Origin of the sequence: Subsaxibacter sp. CAU 1640, assembly GCF_023156585.1 — a bacterium.
Lineage (GTDB): Bacteria > Bacteroidota > Bacteroidia > Flavobacteriales > Flavobacteriaceae > JBPOFM01.
Map to the genome: position 1 here is coordinate 386,693 of NZ_JALNMI010000004.1, position 19,046 is coordinate 405,738.

Below are 19,046 nucleotides of genomic sequence, written 5' to 3' on the forward strand. Positions count from 1 at the left end.
ATTTTCCTATACGACATATGTCGTATTTATAATGGTATAAAAATAAATAAACCTCAAAAGTCTTATTCGACTTTTGAGGTTTATGAGATAAAGCTTGTCTAAAATATTCAGTTGTTAATGACAACTAAAGACTCATCACTATTTAGCTCCCCATTCTTTTAGAGAATCCTTATTCATTTTTACGTAATCTGCATTGCCCGCAGCTTCAGCAGCCTCTAACGACTGCTTTGCTAAAGCAATAGCTCCCTTTTTGTCTCCTGCCTGAGCATAAATGAGAGATTGTTGACGCAATTTCCAAAATTGAGGTTTGTCCGGACCCTTCATCGCCTGATCAATCCAATTTTTAGCCTGGTTGATATCTTCGCCATTTTGAGCGTAGTATACGGCAGCTGCATATAAGTCATCTTTTGAAGTATTTTCTCCGTCTTTCATTGCAGATTCAATATTCATCATTACCATTTTGTGAGTAGGAAATTTTAATTTCAAACCTACATACGTTTTCTCCCATAGTATTCCCAAAGTGACCTCATCATTTGATAAATCATCAAAGGTCATCGTCAGAGTCTCTATCTCCATTGGTAAAGGATACACAGCGGCGGTTGCTGTTGCAGCTACTTTTACATCATCCCATGTTTGCGGGAGGCCCCAATTATTGGAGTCTGTGTAAAATAATATTTGCCATTTCCCTTCATAAGGAATAGTGTAGATTGCATACGTACCTGCTTTCAACTCCTTTCCATCCACAAAGAACGGTGTACTTACAGTTAATTTGGTATTGTTATTGGCGCCTGTTCTCCAAGTTTTTTCATAAGGAACCAAATCACCAAAAATTTTACGGCCTTTCATACTTGGTCTAGAATATTCCAATGTCAAATCGGTAAGCCCAACCTTTTGCTCAACTTTTGCTAAAGGGCTCGCTTGTGGTGTCTGTATCTGTGCATTCGTTGTAAAAGTCATTGCTAATACTGCCAGACATAGCATAATTTTTTTCATAATGTTTAGTGTTTAATAAGTTATCATATAGTCGAGTCTAAAATTACGGAATAAAATGACTGTATTTGTTAACAAAACCTTAAATAAGAATTGAAGGATGTTGCGCAATCCATCTTATATCCGTTCTTATTTTGTTTAATATTAACAATAAAAGGTTAAACATTTATTATCTTTACTGAAAATTATTGAGTTATGGCTAAAAAGAAAAATATAACAGAGGAGTATCTAATTACTTCCTACATGAATTATATCCTAGAGCATGCTAATCAGCCCAAAACGGTTTATGCATTTGCTAAAGCAAATAATTTCGAGGAAGCACTATTTTATAAACATTTTGGCTCTTTTGAAGCGTTGGAAAAAGCTATTTTTTCAGCGTTTTATAAAAACACTATAAATATTTTGGAGAACAGTGAGGAATATCAAACATTTGATGCGCGGAACAAACTGTTAAGTTTTTACTTCACTTTTTTTGAAAACCTTACGGCTAATCGAAGTTATGTTTTGTTCATGCTTAATAACTACAGAAAAGGTTTTGGAAACATCGAACAACTTTCGGGACTGCATCAGCATTTCAAAAGCTACATTGAAAATTTAGGCATCGAAACACTCGATTTAAAGAATGATATCGCTATGAAAGTTCAGTCTAGAGCTCTTCAAGAGTCGGCATGGGGCCAATTCTTGTTGACTTTGGCATTTTGGAGAGATGATAACTCGCCTTCTTTCGAAAAGACGGATATGTTTATTGAAAAATCCGTACATGCCAGTTTTGATATCATTAATGTGGCACCAATAAAAAGTGTTATTGACTTTGGAAAATTTATTTACAAAGAAAAAATGACCATGAAAACCAATTAGTAAATGAAGACCATTGATAAAATTCCAGTTTCCAAAATCTCTCGTGCCACAAAGTTGGTATCCACTGGCGCAAAAGTGGGTGTCAACTACTTAAAATATTATGGCGACAAACTGACGAAAAGTGAAATTGAGGCCAGAGAACGTCTCAATGAGAATAATGCCGATGATATCTATGATAGCCTGAAACAATTAAAGGGCAGCGCACTCAAAGTCGCACAGATGTTGAGTATGGAAAAAAGCATTATGCCACAGGCTTATGTCGAGAAATTCTCGCTTGCCCAGTTCTCCGTACCACCTCTATCTCCTGCTCTGGTGGTCAAGACTTTTAAAAATCACTTCGGGAAATCACCAAATGAATTATACGACACTTTTGATGTCAATTCGGTAAACGCGGCGAGCATAGGCCAAGTCCATAAAGCCAGCAAAGATGGGAAACAACTTGCTGTGAAAATTCAATATCCTGGCGTGGCGCAAAGTATTGCGTCGGACTTGGCCCTTGTAAAGCCCATCGCGATGAAAATGTTTAACATCAAAGGAAAGGATTCGGATAAATATTTTAAGGAGGTTGAGAATAAACTGATTGAAGAGACCAATTATGTGTTGGAACTTCAACAAAGTAAGGAAATCGCCAAAGCTTGTGGTCACATCCCAAATTTGGAATTCCCAACTTACTATGAACAACTTTCCACTGAACGCATCATCACTATGGATTATATGGTGGGCGAACACCTATCAGAATTTACAAAACGAAATAAAGACCAAAACTTGGCAAATCAATTAGGGCAAGCGCTTTGGGATTTCTATATGTACCAAATTCATATTTTGAAAAAGGTACACGCTGACCCTCATCCTGGAAACTTTTTGGTTTCTAAAGACGGTCATTTGATAGCATTGGATTTTGGCTGTATGAAAACCATTCCCAATGAATTTTACACGCCTTATTTTGAATTGGCTCAAAGCACTAATCTCAACGACACTGATTTTTTCTTGAAGAAATTATATGAGTTGGAAATACTGAAAACAGACGATTCTAAAGGTGAAGTTGACTTCTTTACAGAAATGTTTCAGGAATTACTGTCGTTGTTCACACAACCTTTTCATTCCGAAACATTCGATTTCTCCAATCAAGAATTCTTCGGAAAAATCAATGAATTGGGTCAACGCTATTCAAAAAACACCGAATTACGGAAAATGAATGGCAATCGTGGTTCAAAACATTTTATATATATGAATCGCACCTTTTTCGGACTTTATAATTTAATGTTCGATTTGAAAGCAAAAGACATCAAGATAAATAACTTCAAAACGCTGCTTTAGCTTAAAATGAAAATTCTCGTCACAGGCGCTACAGGCTACATCGGAAAACGGCTTATCCCCATTCTCATCAATGAAGGACACGAGGTGGTGTGTGCTGTTCGAGATAAGCTTCGCGCTGACAGAACATATCTAGATGATGACCATATCACCATCGTGGAAGCTGATTTCTTGGATTCAAAATCTTTGGTAAATATCCCGAATGATGTGGATGTGGCGTACTATTTGATTCACAGTATGAGCAATTCCTCAAAGGATTTTCAGAAACTCGAAGCAAAATGTGCCAAGAATTTCAAGGCTTATATGGAAACGACTTCGGTGGAACAAGTTATTTATTTAAGTGGTATTGTAAACGAAAAACAACTATCAAAGCATCTATCCTCACGTCATAATGTGGAAAAAATTCTGGATTCAAAAAAGTATGCACTTACGGTTTTTCGGGCTGGAATTATTGTTGGCTCCGGAAGTTCTTCTTTTGAAATCATACGGGATTTGGTAGAGAAACTACCTGTGATGGTCGCTCCAAAATGGCTGAATACCAAAACGCAACCCATTGCTGTTCGTGATGTTTTGGCATTTCTGTCTAAAGCCAAAGGTAGAAAAGAGTTGTACAATAACAGTTATGACATTTTTGGACCAGAAATCTTGACATACAAACAAATGTTGTTGCGCTTCGCAGATATTCGAGGTTTGAAACGCTACATTTTGACCGTTCCTGTAATGACTCCGAAGCTATCATCCTATTGGTTGTATTTTGTGACGTCTACTTCTTTTAAACTAGCAAGTTCTTTGGTAGATAGTATGGGAGTACAAATCATTGGAAAGAAAAGCTATATCAACGAGATTCTGGATGTGCATCCTATTGGGTATCGAGAAGCTGTGGAATTGGCATTTGAGAAAATCGAACAGAACAGTATTGTGTCGAGCTGGAAAGACTCGATGGTCAGTAGCGGAAGACTCAAAAAGAATTTTCATAAGTATGTGAATGTGCCCAAACACGGTTGTTTCAGAGATTATAAAGAACGAAAGGTTGAAGATGAAGAAACCACCATCAACCGCATTTGGTCCATAGGAGGCCGAACGGGATGGTATTATGGCAACTATCTATGGAAAGTACGTGGTTATTTGGACAAATTATTTGGCGGCATCGGTTTGAGACGTGGCAGAACGCACGTTTCAGAGCTAGATGCAGGTGACGCTTTGGACTTTTGGCGTGTCATCTTTAGTGACAGAAACGAGAAAAAACTTCTCCTCTATGCCGAAATGAAATTACCTGGCGAAGCTTGGCTAGAATTCAAGATTGAAGAAGGATTGTTGAAGCAGACAGCCATTTTCAGGCCTAGAGGATTGGCAGGAAGACTTTATTGGTACAGTGTACTGCCTTTTCATTGGTTCATTTTTAATGGGATGATTAATAAGTTGGTAGAGGTAAAAAATGAATCATAAAAAACAACATTTACCCACGAAAATGTGCCCAATCTGCCAGCGACCATTTGCTTGGCGAAAGAAATGGGAACGTGTGTGGGAATCCGTAATTTATTGCAGTGAACGATGCAGAAGACACAAGAACAGCCTAGCTTAATTTGGTTTCGGAATGACCTCCGAATACACGACAATCCTGTGCTCACAAAAGCCATAGCATCAGGAAATCCTTTGCTGGCAGTATTTTGTTTCGACCCGAGGCATTATGAAGTCACAGAATATGGTTTCAAAAAAACGCAAAAGTATCGTGCTCAATTTTTGATTGAGTCGTCACAAGATTTGAAATCTTCCTTGAAGAAAATAGGTATTTCACTACTTGTGTTTCACGACAAACCTGAAAATGTAATCCCTTCATTGGTTTCAAAATATGACATCGACGAGATTTATTATCAAACTGAATGGACCACTGAAGAAGTGGACGTTTTGAATGCCGTAAAAGCTAACCTTCCTGAAAATGTCACATTTCATCAAGAATATGGACAGTTTTTAATTCATCCAGACGACTTTCATATCGATATTGATAACCTTCCAAAGATTTTTACAGAATTCAGAAAACAGGTCGAAAAACGGTGCAAGGTAAGAGCGGAAATAGAGCCTTCATTCTACCATAATAATTTTTCACCTTCAGAAATCACGGAAATTCCAAGTTTAGAAGATTTAGGTTTTGAAAATTTTGAAACCCATCCGAATTCGGCTTTCCCATTTAATGGTGGCGAAACGGAGGCTTTGAAACGGCTTGAAGAGTATATTTTCAAGAGCCAAAAAATCGCGCATTACAAACAAACACGCAATGGGTTGATTGGTACAGATTACAGTTCGAAGTTTTCTGCGTGGTTGGCAAACGGATGTCTTTCGCCGAGAAAAATCTATTGGAGCGTCAAACAGTTTGAAAAAGAACACGTCAAAAATGAATCCACTTACTGGCTGATTTTTGAATTGCTATGGCGTGATTATTTCAAATATAGTTCTCTGGAACACGGAGCGAATCTTTTCAAATTGGGTGGCATTAAGCAAAAAGATTTGACGTGGGATCGAAATGAACAGCTGTTGCATCAATGGATGAGTGGAACAACAGAAGAACCTTTTGTGAACGCCAATATGCTCGAGCTGAATCAAACAGGTTGGATGAGCAATCGTGGAAGACAGAATGTGGCTTCTTACCTATCCAAAACTTTAAAACAAGATTGGCGTATTGGTGCAGCGTACTTTGAATCGTTGCTCATCGATTACGACGTTCATAGCAATTACGGCAATTGGAACTATGTGGCTGGCGTTGGAAATGACCCAAGAGACCGAGAATTTAATGTAAAACTTCAAGCAGAACGCTATGATGGTTCAGGACGCTATCAAAGGCTGTGGTTGCAAAAAACGCTTTTTGAATGAAAACTTTGCGATTATTACTTGGCGACCAATTGAACATCAAACATCCTTGGTTTAAGGAGACAAATGATGATGTGATTTATTGTCTGTTTGAAATGCGGCAGGAAACTGATTATGTGTTGCATCACATTCAAAAAGTCATAGGTTTCTTTGCCGCAATGCGACAGTTTGCGGAAGACATCAAAACCAAAGGACATAATGTGGTTTATTATATGATTAATGACAAGGAGAACACTCAAGAGCTCACCAAAAATCTCAATCAGCTTATCCAAAAACATAATATTCAACATTTTGAATACCAATATCCTGACGAATACAGATTAGATAAACAATTGAAAGATTTCTGTAAAGAATTGGATATTGAGTCAAGAGTCATTTCCTCGCATCATTTTTATACTGAACGTGACGATGTCAAGAATTTTTTCGAAGGAAAAAAGCAATATTTGATGGAAACATTTTATCGAGATATGCGAATAAATCACGATATCTTGATGCAAAATGGTCAGCCCGAAGGTGGTAAATGGAATTACGACAAAAACAACCGAAACAAATGGAATGGCGACGTAACTATTCCAGCTTATAAATATTTCAAAAATAATGTGGACGAAGTGGTGAAGGATATTGAAAAAGCCAAAATCAAAACCTTCGGAAACTTTGCAACTAAAACATTTGCATATCCCATCACACGAAAACAAAGCCTGGAACAGCTAAAGTTTTTCTGTGAAGAATTATTGCAGCATTTTGGAGACTATCAGGATGCAATGCATACCGACGAGGCGTATTTGTTTCACTCACGTCTGTCTTTTGCGATGAATCTGAAATTGATTTCACCCAAAGACGTCGTCAAAACCGTTGAGAATTATTACAGCTCGCATCACAAATCTGTTGATATTTCGCAGGTTGAAGGTTTCATTCGGCAAATTATTGGTTGGCGCGAATATATGCGAGGAATGTATTGGGCATTGATGCCGAAGTTCAAAAAAGATAATGCCTTAAAGCATAAGAATAAATTGGCGTCTTTTTATTGGGATGCTGATACCAAGATGAACTGCCTAAAGCATAGCATTCAAAATTCGTTGGACAATGGCTATGCACATCACATTCAACGTTTGATGATTACTGGTAATTACGCACTCCTTACACAAACTGACCCAGACGAAGTGGATGACTGGTATTTGGGAATTTACGTTGATGCTGTAGAATGGGTGCAATTGCCGAACACACGAGGGATGAGTCAGTTTGCAGATGGTGGAAAGATTGCGACGAAACCTTATGTATCATCTGGTTCATATATCAATAAGATGAGCAATTATTGTGGAAGTTGCTATTATAGCAAAACGAAAAAGACTGGTGACAAGGCTTGTCCTTTCAATAGTCTGTACTGGAATTTTTTGGATGACCACAGAAAAACGCTTTCGGACAATCATAGAATGACGATGATGTACAGTCTTTTGGATAAAATGAAACCAAAGGATTTGGAAGCTCTAAAGGAGAAAGCACAGCATATTATCGAACATCAAAGCAGCTATTAAATGGTAGTGGACACGACATATACTGACAAAGAAAATGAAGCGCTCATCAATGATTTGGTGGGAAAACGTTTTCGGTTATTACAGATTTTAAGGATGCGTGGCATTGGGTCAAAACGAATGACCATTGACGAAGCAAGCCCAAATATGCAAGCGTATATGAATTCAGTTGCGGATACTACCTACGCCAATATTGAATTGCGTCCGAAAGGTGTTTTGGTGCGCATTAACAAAGGTTTGAAGAATTTCACTTGGGTTATTCCTTATTACCAGCTTCAACTCTATCATACCAATGGCATTAGCATTCACGGGCAAGGACGTTTTGTGCATTTTAGGAATAATCAAACCTTTCGTGAAAACAAAGGATTTTTTGAGAAACTATTAAATGAAAAAGTAAAATATGACACAGAATTCCATTCAGTACCCTGAATTAAAAGAAAGGGATATTGACCGTATCATTGAAATGGCTTGGGAAGACCGCACACCATTTGAGGCGATCACATTTCAATTTGGTTTGAAAGAAAAGGAGATTATTGAATTGATGAGAAAAGAAATGAAGTTAAGCAGCTTTAAAATGTGGAGAAAACGTGTCAACGGACGAAGTACCAAGCACCAAAAATTGAGAGCTTTTACAAATGGACGATTCAAATGTTCAAGACAGAGGTCTATTTCTGGGAATACAATTTCTAAACGTTCTTGAATTGTCATTTAACTCATTTTAAAAAAAAATTAAATACCTAACATATGAAAACGTATATAATAATTGGAGGAAGTAAAGGAATAGGTCGATCCATTGTAAACTCTTTGGTTAAAGAAAATAAGGTCATCAATATTAGTAGGAATGCGCCAGATTTAGAACATAAAAACCTAACGCATCATAGCATTGATGTGTTAAACGATGAGTTACCAGAAATTGAAAATGCTGACCGATTGGTTTATTGTCCCGGAAGTATCAATTTAAAGCCATTTAATAGATTGAGTATAGAGGAATTCAAAAGCGATTTTGAAATCAATGTTCTGGGAGCTGTTAAAGTCATACAGAAGTATCTCGACATACTAAAAAGTGGTCAAAACCCATCCATACTTTTATTCAGCACTGTGGCGTCCAAATTGGGAATGCCTTACCACGCGAGTATTGCCACAGCAAAATCTGGTGTTGAAGGTTTGGTCAAATCCTTGGGTGCAGAATTTGCTCCAAATGTGCGCATCAACGCCATTGCACCAACAGTAACAGATACCGAACTCGCTTCAAAACTATTACGCAATGAGAAAATGATTGAAAACATCACAGAGAGACACCCATTGAAGAGATTTTTAGATCCGAAGGAAGTGGCTGAAATGGCAACATTCTTATTGTCAGATAAAGCCACTTCAATTTCAGGACAGGTATTTGAGATGGATTGTGGAATTGTTACCTTTAAGATATGAGCATCTATCGATTACAACGCTTTCAGAGATTGCCCATAAGTGTCGAACAAGCTTGGGAATTCTTTTCAAATCCGAAGAATTTAAAGACCATTACTCCAGATTATATGGGTTTTGATATTCTGTCTGGTGCTGATAGACCAATGTTTGCTGGGCAAATTATCCAATATATTGTTACACCAATTTTAGGAATTAAAACCAAATGGGTCACCGAAATCACTCACGTCGTTCCAAAATCGTATTTTGTGGATGAACAGCGATTTGGACCCTATGCATTATGGCATCATAAGCATTTCATTAAAGAAATAGAAGGTGGCATCGAAATGGAAGATATCATAGATTATAAACTACCTTTTGGATTATTGGGCAGATTGGTACATCTGTTTTTGGTAAAACCAAAACTTGAGGAAATATTCAATTATAGAAAAGAAAAATTAGAAGAACTTTTTGGAACATTTTGAAATGAAACAACCTATCAATATATTTTGGTTTAGACGCGATTTAAGACTCGATGATAACGTCGGCTTTTATGAAGCTCTAAAAGGCGAACACCGAGTGATGCTCATCTTTATTTTTGATACTGAAATTTTGGATTCCCTGCCAAAAGATGATGCACGCGTCACATTCATTTTTGAGACGCTACAACAGATGCGAAAAGAACTTCAGGATAAATACAAGAGTAGTATAGGCATTTATTTCGGAACGCCACTAAAAATATATAAGCAACTGACGAAGGAGTTTGAGATCAACAGCGTTTATACTAATCACGATTATGAACCTTACGCAAAAGAGCGTGATGAAGAAATCAAACAATTTTTGGATAAGAATGGCATCGAATTCAAAACGTTTAAAGACCAGGTGATTTTTGAAAAAGATGAAGTCGTAAAAAATGACGGCGACCCTTATGTAGTGTACACGCCTTATATGAAAAGTTGGAAAGAAAAATTCAAAACAATCGATTTAAAAATTTACTACACCAACGATTATCTCGATAATTTGGTCAAAAACACACGTCTACCGAACCTATCATTATCCGACGTCGGTTTTAAAAAATCATTTCAAGAGATAAAAGATTATGAAGTAACTCCAACTCTGGTGAAGGAATATGAAAAGACCCGCAATTTTCCAGCAAAGGATGCTACTTCACGGTTAGGTCCTCACCTACGCTTTGGGACGGTGAGTATTCGTAAAATGGTCAAGAAAGCTACTGCAGAAAAAAACGAGGTGTTTTGGCAAGAGCTTATTTGGCGAGAATTTTTTATGCAAATTCTTTGGCATTTTCCTGAAACCGCTACCAAAAGCTTTAAGCCGAAATATGACAACATCAAATGGCGCAACAATGAAAACGAATTTGAACAGTGGAAAGAAGGCAAAACTGGTTATCCATTGGTAGATGCTGGAATCAGACAGTTGAATGAAACTGGTTTTATGCATAACCGCGTGCGTATGGTTGTTGGTAGCTTTTTATGCAAGCATTTGCTTATTGATTGGCGTTGGGGCGAAGCTTACTTTGCCGAAAAATTGCACGATTATGAGATGTCAAGTAATGTAGGTAATTGGCAATGGGTTGCCGGTTCGGGTGTGGATGCCGCTCCTTATTTTAGGATTTTCAATCCCACAACCCAAATAGAAAAGTTCGATAAAGACCATAAGTATATCAAAAAATGGATCCCAGAATTTTCAAAAAATGACTATATCGATAAAATCGTTGATCATAAAGAAGCAAGAGAAAGATGTTTAGAAGTTTATAAAAAGGCTTTAAACTAAATCCTAAACAAGGCATAAAAATATCTTCGTTTTAAAACTGCTTATTATTATTTAAGCTATCTTTGACATTCTTATCTTTAAATCAAATCATTATGATTAAAAAACTACTTTTTGTAGCCATTGTTGGGATTCCGACTCTGGCTATCTCACAAATTGCTTTTACCAATTCAAATTCAAAACTTGCTAATTCTACACTAAAGAGTGGATGCGCCATTGGAGTTGTTGATATGAATGGTGATGGACTCGATGATATTGTTCGTCTTTCATCTGCCACAAATCTTCAAATTGAATATCAAACAAATGGAAACTTTACGCTCTTGAACTATGGGAATATCCCTGGAAATAATTCAGAATGGGGTATGGCCGTTGCCGACGTTGATGAAAATGGTTTTAATGATATAATTGTAGGTGGCGCATATAATGGTCTTAAACTGCTAAAAGCAAATGCAAGTGGCACTAACTATACAGCGACAACTTTGGGAGGGCCAAGTATCTTTCTGCAAAACGCCAATTTTATTGATATTGACAATAATGGTACCATCGATTTTTTTGGTTGTAGTGATGAAAGTGTTTCTTCAGCTTATAGTAACGACGGTACGGGAAATTTTACAATTGACAACGCCAACTTAATCAACGCAATTTCTACTGTGCCATCAGACAATTCTGGGAATTACGGAAGCATTTGGACAGATTATGATAACGACGGCGACCAAGATTTATATATTTCTAAATGTCGATTAGGAGTTACGAATCCAAATGATGGAAGACGCATCAATCTACTATTCAGAAATAACGGTAATGGCACATTTACCGAAGTAGGTGTTGCCGCAGGTTTAGTGCCTTATGCACAATCCTGGTCTGCCAGCTTCGAAGATATTGATAACGATGGGGATATGGATTGCGTATTGCTCAATCATGATCAAAGTAATTATATTTATGAAAATAATGGAGATGGCACCTTCACCAATATTACAGCTTCTACAGGTATAGCTTCTGAGTTAAGTAGTATCGGAAGTGGGGGTATCCAAGTCATTATGGAGGATTTTGACAACGATACACTTATCGACCTTTTCATAACATCAAGAGGTGGTTCTCATAGATTGTTTAGAAATACTGGCAACAAAACATTCGCAGAAGTTGCTAGCCCATTCCCAACATCCAACAGAATCCAAAGCGCTGCAGTTGGTGATTTAAATAATGACGGTTTTGTAGATGTGGTTGCAGGTTTTGGATCAAATTATAACAGCCCTTCGAACAGTATTTCTGATGTATTGTATTTGAACAATGGAAATGCAAACCACTGGAGCGAAATATTGCTTGTAGGAAATCCAAGCAATATCAACGGAATAGGTGCAAGAATTGAAATCTATGGTGCTTGGGGTAAACAGATACGCGAGGTACGCTCAGGAGATAGCTATGGGATTATGAATTCCATGAAAACTCACTTTGGCCTCGGTAATAATACATCTATCACTCAAATAGTTGTCAAATGGCCTTCTGGAAATGTGGATACTTTATTATCACCAAATATTGATGAGTCGATTGTAATTGTTGAAGGCTCTACATTAAACACAAATGAATCGGCATCATCAATGTTCAATATATATCCAAATCCAACCAAAAATACCATATTTGTTGATGGTTTACAATCATCTGTAGAGAATGTGTATGAACTTTATGACATCACAGGAAAAATGGTTCAACCTAAAACCACTCTTTCTGTTAACAATAATCAAATCGATTTGAACAAACTGAATACTGGTGTTTATTTCTTGTATTTGTATTCTGGCGATAAAAGATATGTTCACAAAGTGATTAAAGAATAATTCTAGTTTTAATTCAAAATCAAAAAGCTCCGAAGAAATTCGGAGCTTTTTGATTTATTATTTTTTGAAATGGTTTTATTTAACCCTAGTAATCTTCGCGCCAATTGCTCTCAATCGTTCATCAATACGTTCGTAGCCTCTATCTATTTGCTCGATATTATGGATGGTGGACGTGCCTTTTGCAGACAAGGCTGCAATTAACAAGGACACGCCAGCTCTAATATCTGGAGATGTCATAATAGTAGCTTTCAACATTGATTTGAAATCGTGCCCAATTACCGTCGCCCTATGTGGATCGCACAAGATGATTTTCGCACCCATATCTATGAGTTTATCCACAAAGAATAATCTGCTTTCAAACATTTTTTGATGGATAAGAACACTTCCTCTCGCTTGTGTAGCAACAACCAATACAATGCTCAACAAATCCGGAGTGAATCCAGGCCAAGGAGCATCTGCCACAGTTAAAATCGAGCCATCAATATAGCTTTGAATTTCATAGCCATCTTTGTGCGCAGGAATGTAGATATCATCATTTTTTTTCTCAATAGTGATTCCTAATTTTCTAAATACATTTGGAATCTGTCCCAAATCATCCCAGCTTACATTTTTTATAGTCAATTCACTTTTGGTCATTGCTGCCAGACCAATCCAGCTACCTATTTCAATCATATCAGGCAGCATTGTGTGGTCAGTTCCTCCCAATTTATCGACACCTTCAATGATCAACATATTCGAGCCAACACCACTGATCTTCGCTCCCATTCTGTTCAACATCTTACATAATTGTTGAAGATAAGGTTCGCAGGCGGCGTTGTAAATAGTCGTAGTTCCTTTTGCAAGTACGGCAGCCATCACTATATTGGCTGTACCAGTTACAGACGCTTCGTCAAGAAGCATGTAAGCCCCTTTCAAACGTTTGGCTTCTACCCCATAAAAATGCTCTTCCCTGTTGTATCTAAATTTTGCTCCAAGATTGATAAACCCTTCAAAATGGGTGTCCAATCTTCTACGACCTATTTTATCACCACCTGGTTTGGGAATATAGCCTTTACCAAATCTGGCAAGTAATGGTCCTACAATCATAATGGAGCCTCGCAGTCCTTTACCATCTTCTTTGAATTCGGCAGATTCCAAATAAGACATATTTACTTCATCTGCCTGAAATGTATAAGAACCATGACCAACTTTTCGGATTTTAACACCAAGATTGCCAAGTAATGTTATCAGCTTATTGACATCAATGATGTCTGGGATGTTGTTGATTGTAACGAGTTCTGGAGTGAGAAGCACAGCACAAAGAATCTGTAATGCTTCGTTTTTTGCACCTTGAGGTTGGATGCTTCCTTTTAATTTTTGACCTCCTTCAATAATAAATGTTGCCATGAATGGTTAGTAGCGTTTACGTGAACGGTTTGAGTTGTTTTTCTTATGGTGCGATTTTTTGCCGCTTCCTCCACTGTTTGAAGAAAACTTCTTTTTGGTGCGCATCAAACTGTCAGCATCTGACAAATCCTCATCGGCTTCCATCAAGTTGATTTTACCTCCAGACAATTCTCTCAAATGCTCAAAAATCACCTCATCTTCAACGGTGTCCTTGTTCCAATTCAAAAAACACTTTTTCATGTGATTCGCAATGGTATAAATCAAGGCCTCTTTTAAATCACCTTCTTCCCAAGTATTTGCAACATCGATCATCGTTTTGATGTTATTGCCATAAAATCGATACTTCGGATGGTTTTGAGGATAATTTAAAGCCTCTGGCCTTGCGTATAATTCGTCTTTTGAAGGCGTTGGGTATGGTGAATCGGCATCCAATTCAAAATTGGACATGATAAACAACTGATCCCAAAGTTTATGCTGAAAATCAGGAACATCACGAAGATGTGGCTGTAAATTTCCCATGACGGAAATAATAGCTTTTGCAACTTTGTTACGCTCTTCCTTGGTAGGACGTTCTTTTGCGTATTGAATCATTTTCTGAATGTGCCTTCCATATTCGGGAATAATCAGATGTTCACGCTCTGTATTGTATTCTAATTCGTTTGATGTCAAAATATAAATATAAAATGTGTAGTATTATCATTATGTACACGAAGTTACTGCGCACGTGTGCAAAATACAAAAAAAATAACAGAGTTGATGGCCGCTTGAAAAATAATATCAACCTTCCGTCAGCAGTCTAAAGCGAAATGACACCTTCAACTTTATCAGCGACGTCTTTATACTTTTGGATCACTGCTTCTGGGCTTTTCATCGGGACATTAATAGACACACTTGTATATTTTCCATTTTTGGATTCTGTAGTGTTGATAACGGCCCCAAGATTATCAAACAAAGACTCGATGGTCTCTATTTTTTGTTTATCAGATGGTACAATGAATTTATAGAGATATTCTGCTGGCCAAATAGTAGTGTCGTAGAGTTGTTCTTTTAACTTTTTATAGAATTCTTCAGGGTTTTGTGCTGTGCTCATTTTCTGTTTTCTGTCATGCAAAGATACATTTTACTTTACATTTTTTAGTTCTTATTAAAATTACGATTTTTGCTGCTAAAACCTTGCCAAATTGAACACAAAGAAAATTGTCATCACTGGTGGACCTGGAACGGGAAAATCGTCAATCATCAATGAACTTAAAAAAAGAGACCAAATCTGTTTTGATGAAATATCTCGACAAGTAACGCTTGAAGCCAGAAAAAAAGGGATAGAACAACTCTTTCTGACCGAACCATTATTGTTCAGCAAATTACTTCTAGAAGGAAGGTTAAAACAATTTTATGACGCAGATGAATATAAAAATGAAACTGTTTTTCTAGATAGAGGTTTACCAGACGTTTTGGCATACATGGATTATTTTGACAGTGATTATCCCATCGAATTTGTCAACACCTGCCAAAATAATCGTTATGACCAAGTTTTTATTTTGGCGCCTTGGGAAGAAATTTTTGTGAGCGACAGCGTGCGTTATGAAAATTTCGAACAAGCAGAACTCATTCACAAGCATCTTCTCAATACCTATAAAAATTTCGGCTACGACCTACTGGATGTTCCTTTCGGCAGTATCGAAAAACGTACCGATTTTATTCTGGATGCTTTAAATTTATAGCATGACACAGCCCATCCAGTTTTTAGAGCGCTATTGGAACCATACCGCGTTCCGTCCGATGCAGGAAGACATCATCAATGCTGTGCTTCAAAATGAGGATACCTTTGCACTACTACCTACTGGAGGTGGAAAATCCTTATGTTTTCAGATTCCTGCGCTCATGAGAGATGGTATCTGTATCGTTGTGTCTCCTTTGGTTGGTTTAATGAAGGACCAAGTGAATAATCTCAATGATAAAGGTATTAAGGCTTTGGCAATTACCAGTGGCATTTCTTATTCAGAATTGGATACACTATTGGACAATTGCATCTATGGAAACTACAAATTCCTTTATCTTTCACCTGAACGACTTCAACAGGATTTGGTAAAAGACAGGATTCAACAAATGAATGTAAATCTCATTGCTGTGGATGAAGCACATTGCATCAGTCAATGGGGAAACGACTTTAGACCAGCTTATAAAAACATCAAGATTTTAAGAGAACTTCATCCAACTGTCAATGTTATTGCACTGACTGCTACCGCAAAACCCGATGTTGTTGAAGATATTATTTCTGAACTTGATTTTATTTCTCCAAAAATATTCAAGGCATCTTTTCAAAGACCGAATATTGCTTATATGATTCTTGAAACTGATGATAAACAATATAAGGTTGAACAAATCTTAAAAAAGCACAAAGGGTCTTCTATCATTTATGTCAGAACACGGAGAGCCACCATCGAAATCAATTCATATTTGGAATCCAAAGGCTTTTCGAGTTTATATTATCACGGAGGCCTCAATTCAAAAGAAAAGCAAGATCATTTGACACTTTGGTCGCAGAACGAGAAAGAAATTATGGTGGCAACCACAGCGTTTGGAATGGGAATTGACAAAGCTGACGTAAAAAATATTATCCATGTCAACCTTCCGGAAAGTCTAGAAAGTTATTATCAAGAGGCTGGTCGTGCTGGCCGAAATGGTGGAAAGTCGTTTGCCATCATCTTAAAAAGTAAAACAGATGAACAGGCTTTAAAAAATCAGTTTTTGAATGTGTTGCCATCCATCGATTTTTTGAAACAAGTGTACAGAAAGCTGTGCAATTACTTTCAGATTTCTTATGGCGAAGGAGAACAGACAGTCCACGAATTCAATTTCAATAATTTCTGTAAAACCTATGAATTCAATACGGCCATTACTTTTAATGCCTTGCAAATTCTGGATAGAAACAGTGTTATATCCTTAACACAGCAATTTAACTATCAAGCGAAATTGCAATTTTTGATTAGCAATCAATCGTTATTTCGATATCTCGAAACCCATAAGCAGTTTGATGTTTTGGTAAAATCAATCATGCGAACGTATGGTGGCATTTTTGAAAACTTACTGAAGATTAATATAAATTTGATTTCTGACAAAGCGTCCATAAGTGAAGATGTTGTGCTCAAATCTCTTCATCAATTAAAAAAAGATGGTGTCGTTGATTTTCAATATTCAAATACCGATGCCGAATTGACGTTTTTGGTGCCGAGAGAAGATGATAAAACCATCAACCGAATATCAAAACATGTCGAGCAGCAATTCAATTTAAAAAAGCATCAAATAGACGCTGTGATTGAGTATGTAACGAACAATGCACTTTGTAAAAACAGGCAGTTGCTGGATTATTTTGGAGAAAATATAAAAACCGATTGTGGCATGTGTTCGGTTTGCATCTCAAAAAAAGGCACTAAAACAGAATCAAAATCAATCATCCATGATATTATTATGCTGTTGGAAAACCAGCCGTTATCGTCAAGAAAAATCATCGAAAACCTCTCATATGATGATAAAACCGTTCTCACAACTTTGCAAGTGATGATTGAAAACGATATATTGGAACTGACACCTAACAACACCTATAAAATAAAACATACATGAAGAAAGATTTGAGAATTGTTTTTATGGGCACTCCAGAATTTGCAGTGACCATCCTCAAGAATTTGGTAGAAAACAATTATAACGTGGTAGGTGTCATCACTGCTCCCGACAAACCAGCAGGCAGAGGGCAAAAACTTCACGAATCTGATGTTAAAAAATATGCTTCCTCACAAGGTTTGAAAATACTGCAACCTACCAATTTAAAGGATGATGGTTTCATTGCCGAATTGAAATCTCTCAATGCCAATCTTCAAATTGTTGTAGCTTTTAGAATGCTTCCTGAAGTGGTCTGGAAGATGCCAGAGTATGGTACCTTCAATCTTCATGCCTCTCTCCTTCCCGATTATCGCGGTGCTGCGCCTATACATTGGGCCATCATCAATGGCGAAACCAAAACTGGTGTTACAACATTCTTTATAGATGAAAAAATTGATACAGGCGCCATTATTTTACAAGAAGAAACAGAAATTAAAGAGAATGAGACTGTAGGTTCACTTCACGACAGATTGATGCATTTGGGAAGCAGTTTGGTGATTGACACGGTAAAACTGATAGAAAAAGGAGATGTCAAAACTACCATCCAGCCAAAATCTGACGTAGAAAAGACTGCCTACAAGCTTCATAAAGATAACTGTAAAATAGACTGGAATTCATCCGTTATTAGCATTTACAATAAAATAAGAGGATTAAATCCGTTTCCTTCCGCTTGGTGCTATTTAGACAATGAAGGAGACAGCCTGGCCGTGAAGCTTTTTGAAGTTGAAAAAACGGTTGAAAATCATTCTGAACCATTTGGGCAGATTGAAGCCTTGAGAGATTCCTTAAAAGTGGCAGCAAAAAACGGTTTTATTTACATTAAAGAAATGCAACTTCCAGGAAAACGAAAAATGGATGTAAAATCACTCTTAAATGGTTACCAATTTTCTAAGGATGCCAAAATGCGCTAAAACCCTTATTATTGCTGATATTTCTGAAAATTCGATGAAATGCATTCCCTTTATTAACAAATGAGTGAAGTTATCAACAAAAAAATGTATTTCCCTTGCTATTACTTGCATACGTTGATTATCCGTATAAATTTGTAGAAGGATTTAACTATTTTGTTTAACCAAACTATTTTTAATAATTAAAAACTATAATTTATGAACAAATCAGATTTAATTGACAGCATGGCAGAGCACGCTGGTATTACCAAAGCTGCTGCAAAGAAAGCATTGGACGCTTTTTTAATTGATGTAGAAGGTGCATTACAAAAAGGAAAAAGAGTTTCTTTAGTAGGTTTTGGTTCTTGGTCAGTATCTAAAAGATCTGCAAGAGAAGGAAGAAACCCTCAAACAGGAAAAACTATAAAAATCAAAGCTAAAAACGTTGTAAAGTTTAAAGCTGGTTCTGATTTATCAAAAGCTGTAAACTAATACAGTTTTTTAGACAACTTAAAAGAGCCTACCAGTTAGCTGGTAGGCTCTTT

Annotated in this window: 20 protein-coding genes; 16 read left to right on the forward strand and 4 right to left on the reverse strand. The window is 37.0% G+C overall.

Translation table 11 applies throughout. From position 1 onward, the window contains the following. Positions 1-138: 138 nt before the first annotated feature. Positions 139-993 (reverse strand): DUF2911 domain-containing protein, encoded by an 855-nt coding sequence (locus tag M0G43_RS11735; RefSeq protein WP_248026708.1) that lies wholly within the window; start codon positions 991-993, stop codon positions 139-141. A 192-nt stretch (positions 994-1,185) separates the two neighbouring features. On the opposite strand from M0G43_RS11735, the gene M0G43_RS11740 reads away from it, so the two are divergent. From M0G43_RS11740 to M0G43_RS11795, 12 genes are all read left to right on the forward strand, one after another. Continuing rightward, entirely contained in the window at positions 1,186-1,848 is a 663-nt protein-coding gene (locus M0G43_RS11740; RefSeq protein ID WP_248026709.1) for a TetR family transcriptional regulator C-terminal domain-containing protein, read from the forward strand. 3 nt (positions 1,849-1,851) lie between these two features. Beyond that, entirely contained in the window at positions 1,852-3,165 is a 1,314-nt protein-coding gene (locus M0G43_RS11745; protein WP_248026710.1) for an ABC1 kinase family protein, read from the forward strand. Between the two features lie 6 nt (positions 3,166-3,171). Then, positions 3,172-4,608, forward strand: coding sequence for an SDR family oxidoreductase (locus M0G43_RS11750; protein WP_248026712.1), 1,437 nt, complete (start codon positions 3,172-3,174; stop codon positions 4,606-4,608). A 22-nt stretch (positions 4,609-4,630) separates the two neighbouring features. Next, a complete protein-coding gene (locus tag M0G43_RS11755) occupies positions 4,631-4,744 on the forward strand; it encodes a DUF2256 domain-containing protein (RefSeq protein ID WP_411039870.1) in 114 nt (37 codons plus the stop codon). After that, positions 4,714-6,027 (forward strand): DASH family cryptochrome, encoded by a 1,314-nt coding sequence (locus tag M0G43_RS11760; protein WP_248026716.1) that lies wholly within the window; start codon positions 4,714-4,716, stop codon positions 6,025-6,027. Before M0G43_RS11755 ends, M0G43_RS11760 begins: the two co-directional genes overlap by 31 nt. After that, positions 6,024-7,556 (forward strand): cryptochrome/photolyase family protein, encoded by a 1,533-nt coding sequence (locus tag M0G43_RS11765; protein ID WP_248026719.1) that lies wholly within the window; start codon positions 6,024-6,026, stop codon positions 7,554-7,556. The genes M0G43_RS11760 and M0G43_RS11765 overlap by 4 nt, the downstream gene beginning before the upstream one ends. Next, on the forward strand, positions 7,557-7,982 hold the full coding sequence (locus M0G43_RS11770; RefSeq protein WP_248026721.1) for a hypothetical protein: 426 nt from the start codon (positions 7,557-7,559) through the stop codon (positions 7,980-7,982). Continuing rightward, entirely contained in the window at positions 7,954-8,253 is a 300-nt protein-coding gene (locus M0G43_RS11775; RefSeq protein ID WP_248026723.1) for a TIGR03643 family protein, read from the forward strand. The genes M0G43_RS11770 and M0G43_RS11775 overlap by 29 nt, the downstream gene beginning before the upstream one ends. Positions 8,254-8,297: 44 nt before the next feature. Continuing rightward, positions 8,298-8,981, forward strand: coding sequence for an SDR family NAD(P)-dependent oxidoreductase (locus M0G43_RS11780; protein WP_248026725.1), 684 nt, complete (start codon positions 8,298-8,300; stop codon positions 8,979-8,981). Continuing rightward, positions 8,978-9,439 carry an SRPBCC family protein gene (locus M0G43_RS11785; protein WP_248026726.1) on the forward strand — a complete coding sequence of 154 codons (462 nt, stop codon included), beginning with the start codon at positions 8,978-8,980 and terminating at the stop codon, positions 9,437-9,439. Before M0G43_RS11780 ends, M0G43_RS11785 begins: the two co-directional genes overlap by 4 nt. 1 nt (position 9,440) lies before the next feature. Continuing rightward, positions 9,441-10,745, forward strand: coding sequence for a cryptochrome/photolyase family protein (locus M0G43_RS11790; protein ID WP_248026727.1), 1,305 nt, complete (start codon positions 9,441-9,443; stop codon positions 10,743-10,745). 92 nt (positions 10,746-10,837) lie between these two features. After that, positions 10,838-12,571 carry an FG-GAP-like repeat-containing protein gene (locus M0G43_RS11795; RefSeq protein ID WP_248026728.1) on the forward strand — a complete coding sequence of 578 codons (1,734 nt, stop codon included), beginning with the start codon at positions 10,838-10,840 and terminating at the stop codon, positions 12,569-12,571. 75 nt (positions 12,572-12,646) lie between these two features. On the opposite strand, the gene murA is transcribed toward M0G43_RS11795, so the two are convergent. The 3 genes from murA to M0G43_RS11810 all read right to left on the reverse strand — a co-directional run bounded on the left by murA (position 12,647) and on the right by M0G43_RS11810 (position 15,047). After that, entirely contained in the window at positions 12,647-13,957 is a 1,311-nt protein-coding gene (gene murA / locus M0G43_RS11800; RefSeq protein ID WP_248026729.1) for a UDP-N-acetylglucosamine 1-carboxyvinyltransferase, read from the reverse strand. 6 nt (positions 13,958-13,963) lie between these two features. Continuing rightward, positions 13,964-14,626, reverse strand: coding sequence for a DUF4290 domain-containing protein (locus tag M0G43_RS11805; protein ID WP_248026730.1), 663 nt, complete (start codon positions 14,624-14,626; stop codon positions 13,964-13,966). 127 nt (positions 14,627-14,753) lie between these two features. Further along, positions 14,754-15,047 carry a DUF493 family protein gene (locus M0G43_RS11810; RefSeq protein ID WP_248026732.1) on the reverse strand — a complete coding sequence of 98 codons (294 nt, stop codon included), beginning with the start codon at positions 15,045-15,047 and terminating at the stop codon, positions 14,754-14,756. A 91-nt stretch (positions 15,048-15,138) separates the two neighbouring features. Between M0G43_RS11810 and M0G43_RS11815 the strand changes: the two genes are divergently transcribed. From M0G43_RS11815 to M0G43_RS11830, 4 genes are all read left to right on the forward strand, one after another. Next, entirely contained in the window at positions 15,139-15,678 is a 540-nt protein-coding gene (locus tag M0G43_RS11815) for an AAA family ATPase (RefSeq protein ID WP_248026733.1), read from the forward strand. 1 nt (position 15,679) lies between these two features. Then, complete coding sequence (locus M0G43_RS11820) at positions 15,680-17,578, forward strand: ATP-dependent DNA helicase RecQ (RefSeq protein ID WP_248026734.1); 1,899 nt, start codon at positions 15,680-15,682, stop codon at positions 17,576-17,578. Further along, positions 17,575-18,525: a methionyl-tRNA formyltransferase gene (fmt, locus tag M0G43_RS11825; RefSeq protein WP_248026735.1), complete on the forward strand. Its 951-nt coding sequence runs from the start codon at positions 17,575-17,577 to the stop codon at positions 18,523-18,525. The genes M0G43_RS11820 and fmt overlap by 4 nt, the downstream gene beginning before the upstream one ends. Positions 18,526-18,720: 195 nt before the next feature. Further along, positions 18,721-18,993: an HU family DNA-binding protein gene (locus M0G43_RS11830; protein ID WP_248026736.1), complete on the forward strand. Its 273-nt coding sequence runs from the start codon at positions 18,721-18,723 to the stop codon at positions 18,991-18,993. Positions 18,994-19,046 lie beyond the last annotated feature (53 nt).

Excerpts from the sequence above, each read along its gene's own strand:
- M0G43_RS11735 (WP_248026708.1), bottom strand. The coding sequence starts at position 993 with ATGAAAAAAATTATGCTATGTCTGGCAGTATTAGCAATGACTTTTACA.
- M0G43_RS11740 (WP_248026709.1), top strand. The coding sequence starts at position 1,186 with ATGGCTAAAAAGAAAAATATAACAGAGGAGTATCTAATTACTTCCTAC.
- M0G43_RS11745 (WP_248026710.1), top strand. The coding sequence starts at position 1,852 with ATGAAGACCATTGATAAAATTCCAGTTTCCAAAATCTCTCGTGCCACA.
- M0G43_RS11750 (WP_248026712.1), top strand. The coding sequence starts at position 3,172 with ATGAAAATTCTCGTCACAGGCGCTACAGGCTACATCGGAAAACGGCTT.
- M0G43_RS11755 (WP_411039870.1), top strand. The coding sequence starts at position 4,631 with ATGTGCCCAATCTGCCAGCGACCATTTGCTTGGCGAAAGAAATGGGAA.
- M0G43_RS11760 (WP_248026716.1), top strand. The coding sequence starts at position 4,714 with ATGCAGAAGACACAAGAACAGCCTAGCTTAATTTGGTTTCGGAATGAC.
- M0G43_RS11765 (WP_248026719.1), top strand. The coding sequence starts at position 6,024 with ATGAAAACTTTGCGATTATTACTTGGCGACCAATTGAACATCAAACAT.
- M0G43_RS11770 (WP_248026721.1), top strand. The coding sequence starts at position 7,557 with ATGGTAGTGGACACGACATATACTGACAAAGAAAATGAAGCGCTCATC.
- M0G43_RS11775 (WP_248026723.1), top strand. The coding sequence starts at position 7,954 with ATGACACAGAATTCCATTCAGTACCCTGAATTAAAAGAAAGGGATATT.
- M0G43_RS11780 (WP_248026725.1), top strand. The coding sequence starts at position 8,298 with ATGAAAACGTATATAATAATTGGAGGAAGTAAAGGAATAGGTCGATCC.
- M0G43_RS11785 (WP_248026726.1), top strand. The coding sequence starts at position 8,978 with ATGAGCATCTATCGATTACAACGCTTTCAGAGATTGCCCATAAGTGTC.
- M0G43_RS11790 (WP_248026727.1), top strand. The coding sequence starts at position 9,441 with ATGAAACAACCTATCAATATATTTTGGTTTAGACGCGATTTAAGACTC.
- M0G43_RS11795 (WP_248026728.1), top strand. The coding sequence starts at position 10,838 with ATGATTAAAAAACTACTTTTTGTAGCCATTGTTGGGATTCCGACTCTG.
- murA (WP_248026729.1), bottom strand. The coding sequence starts at position 13,957 with ATGGCAACATTTATTATTGAAGGAGGTCAAAAATTAAAAGGAAGCATC.
- M0G43_RS11810 (WP_248026732.1), bottom strand. The coding sequence starts at position 15,047 with ATGAGCACAGCACAAAACCCTGAAGAATTCTATAAAAAGTTAAAAGAA.
- M0G43_RS11820 (WP_248026734.1), top strand. The coding sequence starts at position 15,680 with ATGACACAGCCCATCCAGTTTTTAGAGCGCTATTGGAACCATACCGCG.
- fmt (WP_248026735.1), top strand. The coding sequence starts at position 17,575 with ATGAAGAAAGATTTGAGAATTGTTTTTATGGGCACTCCAGAATTTGCA.
- M0G43_RS11830 (WP_248026736.1), top strand. The coding sequence starts at position 18,721 with ATGAACAAATCAGATTTAATTGACAGCATGGCAGAGCACGCTGGTATT.